Below are 3,715 nucleotides of genomic sequence, written 5' to 3' on the forward strand. Positions count from 1 at the left end.
TACTGATGGCGTACAAGATTTTCGCAATAGGAACTTCTTCCAAAATGAGGTCGTCTTTTGACGCCGGGGACATTTTTAGAAGGGTCTCAAAGGAAAAGAGCTCTTCCTGTCGAATTGGAAACGTAGGCGTACTTCCTTTCTTTCTCGTTTTGGTTGGCTAACCTTAATTTCGAGAATGTGGGGAGGTACTCCTCTTTTGTGCGCCAAAAAAGTCAGTCGTAGCAAGGGGGTTGAATTATGAAATTGACTTTATTTGCAGGAATTGCGGCGACAGAACGGGCACATGTCACGCCGGGTCGGCCATCCAAATGCCTGTCTGACGAGACCTTGAAGCTGGTATCGGGCATCCCATCGAATCGGCTGTCTGATTAGCCAGTGAGCAGGTATCGGGCAATCCATCAAAACGGCTTGTCTGATTAGTCAACGGCAGAAGTTCCGCGCGAATCGCGTTTTGGATCATCACTCCAAACCTAAAAATACCGTCAGTGCGACTTTCCCTGACGGTATTTCTATGTGAAATGGGCGGGAAGCGCGATGCTAGAGTACGCGCTTCGCAGTTTTGTAATGAGTTTTCCAGTAGGAGGCGCTCAGGCTCGTGATCGTGACGCCGGGCTTGCCGTACGTATGAAGAATTTTGTCGTTGCCGATATAGACGGCGACATGTCCGATTTTAGAGCTGTTGCTGGATTTGAAAAAGACGAGATCGCCTTTTTTAAGCTGGGATTTGGCTACGGTCTTGCCCTTGGTCGCTTGCGCGCTGGAGACGCGCGGGAGCTTGACACCGTATTTGCCGAATATATATTGAGTGAAGCTGGAGCAGTCGAACACTTTGGTCGTGCCTGTCGGCGCGCCAAGGCGGTATTTGACGCCCAAGTATTTTTTGCCGAGCGTGATGATTTTGTCTGCTTTGACGGTTGTCGTTGCAGCCGCAGAGGCTTTGGGGGCGGAAGCGAAAAGCGTTCCTGAAACGGCGATGGCGGCGCAAAGTCCCAGACTGGCGATTTTGCGGATCAAACGGCTGCGAATGTTTATGCTCATGTTGCGGCGATCCTCCGTCCGATTGGTTCGGCTCGCTAGGGCCTTTTATTTACCCCAACTATACCAGATGCCAAACAACCTACAATTTTCCAAAAAGAACAAGAGTCGCATAATAAAGCGGCTCCTGTCGATTTCTTAGAAACAGATGAGAATTCTCTCATGCGCGTAAACGGGTTGCGAGCTGCTGCGTACCCGATATAATGAGGGGGATGAAAGAGAGGGATGGAATCGATGAAAATGAGAGTTTCCGCGGTTCAATTCGCGCTGAAAGACGTAAAGAGCGCGGAGGAATGGAGCGCCCAAGTCAAGCACTACGTCCGCAACGCGGCTGAATACGGCTCCCAGTTCGTGCTTTTTCCCGAGTTCATCACGACGCCGCTGCTCGGCATCGGCGAGGAGGCGGGCGGCGCGGGCCGCCCGATCGGCACACTTCCCGATTATACGGAGCTGTACACGGGGCTGTTCTCTGGATTGGCGCAGCAATACGGCATGTATGTGTTCGGAGGAACGCATGTGACAAGACGGGCCGACAAGCTTCGCAATACGGCGTTTCTGTTCAAGCCGGACGGCAGTTGGCATACTCAGGACAAACTGCATATTACGCCGACGGAGGTGCAGTCCTGGCATGTACAGCCCGGCGACGGCGTCGAGGTAATCGATACGCCGTACGGCAAGATCGGCCTGCTTACGTGTTACGACATCGAGTTTCCCGAGATCGTGCGCATGGTTCGCGCCAAAGGCGCGAACGTCATTTTCTGCCCGTCCTGCACGGACGACCGTCACGGCTTCTACCGGGTGCGTTATTGCTGTCACGCCAGAACCGTGGAAAATCAAATTTATATCGTGACGACGGGAACGGTCGGGTCGCTGACTAACGTCGACTTTATGCGCGCGAACTACGGCCAGGCCGCCATCATCGCGCCTAACGATATTCCGTTCCCGCCGCGGGGCATCCTGAGCGAAGGGGATACGAATACGGATATGCTGATTACGGCGGATCTCGACCTGTCGCTGCTCGACGAGGTCCGCGAAGCGGGCTCGGTCACGACTTGGCGGGACCGCAGAGTCGATCTGTATACGGACTGGCAGTAAGAAAGGAGCGTCGACATGCGCAAACGACTCATCGTATCGGACGGGAGCCGAACCGCCGAAGCCGTAATCCGGACCTATACGCGGGAGGACTTCAAAGCATTGATCGAGGTTCAGGCAGAGAGCTTCCCGCCGCCTTATCCGTCCGAGTTGTGGTGGAACGAAGCGCAGCTTGAGGCGCATGTGACGAGATTTCCCGCGGGCGCGCTTTGCGTCGAAGTCGACGGGCGAATCGCAGGCTCCATGACGGCGCTCAGGCGCACGTTTGCGGACGGGGACGGACATAGCTGGGCCGATGCGACGGATGATGGCTACATTCGGAACCACGAGCCGGCAGGGGACACGTTATACGTAGTCGATCTTTGCATCAGGCCTGCCTATCGTTCGCTTGGGCTCGGCAAATGGCTGATTCAATCCATGCACGAGACGGCCGTTTATCTCGGCTGCCGCCGGCTCTTGAGCGGCGGACGAATGCCCGGCTATCACAAGCATGCGGACCTTCTGACGCCCGAGCAGTACCTGGAGGAAGTGGCGGCGGGGCGCCTTCGCGATCCGGTCGTCTCTTTCCTGATCCGCTGCGGGCGTATTCCGGTCGGCGTCGCGCACGATTATCTCGATGACGAGGAATCGCGCGGCAATGCAGCGCTGATGGAGTGGCGCAATCCTTTTTTCGACCACATGTTCTAAGTAAATATAGCGCTCGACTGAACGGCGGTACCAACGTTAACCTATTGGCGCTGCCGGCGAGTTGTTTATCAGTGGATCGCGATGGCTATACAGCCCTAACCCGTTCATTACATACGGACGAACAAGGTCAATCAGAATATCGGTTCGATTGTTTTCCCCGACCGTTAACCAATCATGCGCGGCGCCATAGATCGCTGCGCCCGTCATAGCCGAAATGATCTTTGTACGGCGGTTGTCCGAAGAAAGTCCTTTTGAAAAATGCTTTCGATGATTTGCTGCAACATTTTCTTTACCTTTCCGTCCACTAGCGCTGCAATTCGATTTGGAATCCATTCTGCATACCCGATAAAAATCCACGATGTAGCGATGTGTCAGCAAGATCAACTGGTCACATACTTCCATTGTAAATTCCCGGGCATTCAACACCTGCTCGGGAATCATCTCAAGAAATACGAGTTCTGTTATTTCTTCAAGCAAAGCGTATTTGTCTGCATAATGGATGTAAAAGGTGGCGCGGTTAATGGTCGCTTTGCTGATTGACCACGTCCATATCTCCTTCCGAACATTAAATATCTCAATGTGTCGTTTAGGCATCGTTCCGCGGAATCTGACTGTTGAATACATAAGTTTACCGTACTATCATCTTACCGGTCAGATGTTGCTTAAACAATGAGTGACGCTTTTGTTGAGAGGAGGGAATAGGATGAATTCCATTTATTATTGATGTAAAGCTCGGGAATCATGCCGTCAGCCAAAAAGCAGAAATAATGTTATTATATAGAACGCAATTAACAAACGCACATCATCACGCCAATCATCAAATCGGGTAATGAAATAGTAAATAAAACCTGGTGGCGATGAAGATGAGTAGTGAAAACATGGAGCAATTAACCACAGCTAT

The 3,715-nt window shown here is 52.4% G+C and carries 4 protein-coding genes; 2 read left to right on the plus strand and 2 right to left on the minus strand.

Going from position 1 to position 3,715, the window contains the following annotated elements:
- Nucleotides 1-537: 537 nt before the first annotated feature.
- The gene (locus ACFOTD_RS34430) at nucleotides 538-1,038 is read right to left on the minus strand and encodes a C40 family peptidase (protein ID WP_378124523.1); all 501 of its coding nucleotides are present in this window, start codon (nucleotides 1,036-1,038) and stop codon (nucleotides 538-540) included.
- A 231-nt stretch (nucleotides 1,039-1,269) separates the two neighbouring features.
- Between ACFOTD_RS34430 and ACFOTD_RS34435 the strand changes: the two genes are divergently transcribed.
- On the plus strand, nucleotides 1,270-2,130 hold the full coding sequence (locus ACFOTD_RS34435; RefSeq protein ID WP_378124524.1) for a carbon-nitrogen hydrolase family protein: 861 nt from the start codon (nucleotides 1,270-1,272) through the stop codon (nucleotides 2,128-2,130).
- A 15-nt stretch (nucleotides 2,131-2,145) separates the two neighbouring features.
- The gene (locus ACFOTD_RS34440) at nucleotides 2,146-2,814 is read left to right on the plus strand and encodes a GNAT family N-acetyltransferase (RefSeq protein WP_378124525.1); all 669 of its coding nucleotides are present in this window, start codon (nucleotides 2,146-2,148) and stop codon (nucleotides 2,812-2,814) included.
- A 36-nt stretch (nucleotides 2,815-2,850) separates the two neighbouring features.
- Here ACFOTD_RS34440 and ACFOTD_RS34445 read toward each other — a convergent pair whose 3' ends face one another.
- Complete coding sequence (locus ACFOTD_RS34445; RefSeq protein WP_378124527.1) at nucleotides 2,851-3,408, minus strand: TetR/AcrR family transcriptional regulator; 558 nt, start codon at nucleotides 3,406-3,408, stop codon at nucleotides 2,851-2,853.
- Between the last annotated feature and the right edge of the window lie 307 nt (nucleotides 3,409-3,715).

The organism is Cohnella sp. GCM10012308 (assembly GCF_042649185.1).
In the GTDB taxonomy this organism is placed as follows: domain Bacteria; phylum Bacillota; class Bacilli; order Paenibacillales; family Paenibacillaceae; genus Cohnella.

Excerpts from the sequence above, each read along its gene's own strand:
- ACFOTD_RS34430 (WP_378124523.1), bottom strand. The coding sequence starts at position 1,038 with ATGAGCATAAACATTCGCAGCCGTTTGATCCGCAAAATCGCCAGTCTG.
- ACFOTD_RS34445 (WP_378124527.1), bottom strand. The coding sequence starts at position 3,408 with ATGCCTAAACGACACATTGAGATATTTAATGTTCGGAAGGAGATATGG.
- ACFOTD_RS34440 (WP_378124525.1), top strand. The coding sequence starts at position 2,146 with ATGCGCAAACGACTCATCGTATCGGACGGGAGCCGAACCGCCGAAGCC.
- ACFOTD_RS34435 (WP_378124524.1), top strand. The coding sequence starts at position 1,270 with ATGAAAATGAGAGTTTCCGCGGTTCAATTCGCGCTGAAAGACGTAAAG.